3 protein-coding genes are annotated in these 2,374 nt (G+C 73.4%); 2 read left to right on the top strand and 1 reads right to left on the bottom strand.

All coding sequences use genetic code 11. The features are described from left to right. The coding region (locus HW445_RS27145; RefSeq protein ID WP_180223514.1) for an ABC transporter substrate-binding protein at window positions 1-840 on the bottom strand (840 nt) is incomplete at its 3' end. A gap of 149 nt (window positions 841-989) precedes the next feature. Here HW445_RS27145 and HW445_RS27150 point away from each other — a divergent pair. Together HW445_RS27150 and HW445_RS27155 are read left to right on the top strand one after the other, a co-directional pair. After that, entirely contained in the window at window positions 990-1,763 is a 774-nt protein-coding gene (locus HW445_RS27150; protein WP_180223515.1) for a sulfite exporter TauE/SafE family protein, read from the top strand. 65 nt (window positions 1,764-1,828) lie between these two features. Beyond that, complete coding sequence (locus tag HW445_RS27155) at window positions 1,829-2,344, top strand: DinB family protein (protein ID WP_180223516.1); 516 nt, start codon at window positions 1,829-1,831, stop codon at window positions 2,342-2,344. Window positions 2,345-2,374 lie beyond the last annotated feature (30 nt).

Here is a 2,374-nt window from a genome sequence, read left to right on the forward strand (position 1 = left end):
CGCCGTGCCGAAGGTCTTCACCGCCTCCCCCCGCCCGGCGCCGCGCACCCCGAAGAACACCCAGTCGCCGGCCGTCCCGCTGCCCGGCGCCCGGTGCAGGCCCAACGACTCCAGCGTGGTGCGGACGTGGTCCCCGTCGGCCGTCCGCGCGAGCCGGCCGTCCGCCCAGCGGACCACGCCCACCGACCGCCCCGTCCCGGCGAGTTCCGGCTCCACCACCCGCGCCGTCTCGGCCAGTTCCGTGCCGTAGCGGCTCAGCACCTGCTGGGCCGCCGACGCCATGTTCAGGGCCTCCGCCGTCGCCGTGAAGGCGTTCTTCCAGCCGTAGCCGCTGGTCGAGGTCACCACCGTGGGCGCCACGGCGTGCAGCGCGGCCAGGTCGTCGACCGCGCGCGTCGACTCGTCCACCAGGATCAGGTCCGGCTCCAGCGCCTCGAGCCGTTCGATCCGGACCCGCCCCTCCTCGGCCACCACACGGGCCGGCACCGCCCGGTCGGCCAGGTACGGCGGCGTCCGGTCGCCGTCCGCGGAGAAGACCGCCGTCCCGTACGGCTCCACCCCGAGGGCGAGCGCGGCGTCCAGGGTCGAGCGGCTGAGCGTCACCACGCGCCGCGGGCTCAGCGGCACCTCCACCGACCGCCCGCGCGCGTCCACGATACGGCGCGTGCCCACCGGACCCGTCACCTCGCCGTCCTCCGCGCCGTCCGCGGGGCCGAGGTCCTCACCCGTACAGCCCGTGAGCAGCAACGCTCCCGAGACCGAGACGGCCACGGACAGGAGAACGGCCCGGCGCACGGCGGCCCCAGGGACCGACCGGTGACGGATGGACGGCATCGGCATGCAGGTGCTCCTCGCGAGGGATGTGACCGGAACGCTACCGGGAGCCGGGCGTCCGTTTCGAGACGGGGCGCCTCGACGGCCGCCCCGCCGCGCGGCTCCGAGGGGGAGCGGAGCGGCGAAGTTCCCCCACACGTACCATCGGTCCCCGCATGGACACGATGACTCTCTGGAACATCACCCCCTGGGGCTTCGCCGCACTGGCCGCCGCGACCCTGCTCGTCGGCTTCTCCAAGACCGCGGTCAGCGGCGCCAACACGGTCAGCCTCGCGATCTTCGCGGCGGTGCTCCCGGCCCGGGAATCGGTCGGCGTCCTGCTGCCGGTGCTGATCGCGGGAGACGTGCTCGCGGTGCTCACCTACCGGCGCCACGCCCACTGGCCCACCCTCTGGAGGCTCTTCCCCGCGGTCGGGGTGGGCGTCGTCCTCGGCACCTTCTTCCTGATGTGGGCCGACGACGGGGCGGTGCGGATCTCCATCGGCCTCACCCTGCTGCTGATGACCGGCATCACCCTCCGCAGGACCCGCGCCGCGAACCGCCCCGAGGAGCCGGACGCGGTCGTCACCCGCGCCGGACGGGTCAAGGCCCGCTCCTACGGGGTGCTGGGCGGCTTCACCACCATGGTCGCCAACGCGGGCGGACCGGTGATGGCGATGTATCTCCTCTCCGCGGGCTTCCGGAAGTTCGGCTTCCTGGGCACCTCGGCGTTCTTCTTCCTCATCGTCAACGTCGCCAAGGTGCCCTTCAGCGTGGGGCTGGGCCTGATCGACGCCCGTGCGCTGCTCCTGGACGCCGCCCTGGTGCTGTTCGTCGTCCCCGGCGCCCTGCTGGGCAGGTGGGCGATCGACCGGATCAACCAGCGGCTCTTCGACCGGCTGGTGATCGCGGCGACGGTGCTGGGAGCGCTGCAACTGCTGCTGCGGTGACGGTCGCGGGGCCCCTCCGCATATTCGGTGGACGCCGTGCGCCCCACACGGAAGGCTGCCGGACGATGACGACACGAACCGACACCCCCACGGCCTGGGACGAGCGCACCCAGCTGACCACCTTCCTCGACTACGCCCGGGCCACCGCCCGCGCCAAGTGCGAGGGGCTGACCGAGGACGACGCGGGCAAGGCCCCGCTGCCCGGATCGCCGCTCATGACGGTGAAGGGACTGATCTCCCACCTCCGGTGGGTCGAGCACTGGTGGCTCGACGTGGTGTTCCTCGACCGCGAGCTGGAAGGGCCGCTGACCGACGCCACCGACGAGGACCCGGACCCGGAGATGCGGCTCGCGGTGGACATCCCGCTGGCGCGGCTGCTCGCGGAGTACGAGGAGCAGAACGCGCGGCACCGCGAACTGGTCGCCGCGCACGGCCTGGACACCCGGGCGGCCCGTTCGTTGAGCAACGGAGACCACGCCGACCTGCGGTGGATCCTGCTCCACCTGATCGAGGAGACCTCGCGGCACAACGGCCACCTGGACGTGGTGCGGGAGCTGGTCGACGGCACCACCGGCGTCTGAGGGCCGGGGCGGCCCGGAGGACGGGGTCCG

Origin of the sequence: Streptomyces sp. UH6 (assembly GCF_013421635.1) — a bacterium.
GTDB lineage: Bacteria > Actinomycetota > Actinomycetes > Streptomycetales > Streptomycetaceae > Streptomyces > Streptomyces abyssomicinicus.

Coding starts and splice junctions, on each gene's coding strand:
- HW445_RS27150 (WP_180223515.1), top strand. CDS start 990: ATGGACACGATGACTCTCTGGAACATCACCCCCTGGGGCTTCGCCGCA.
- HW445_RS27155 (WP_180223516.1), top strand. CDS start 1,829: ATGACGACACGAACCGACACCCCCACGGCCTGGGACGAGCGCACCCAG.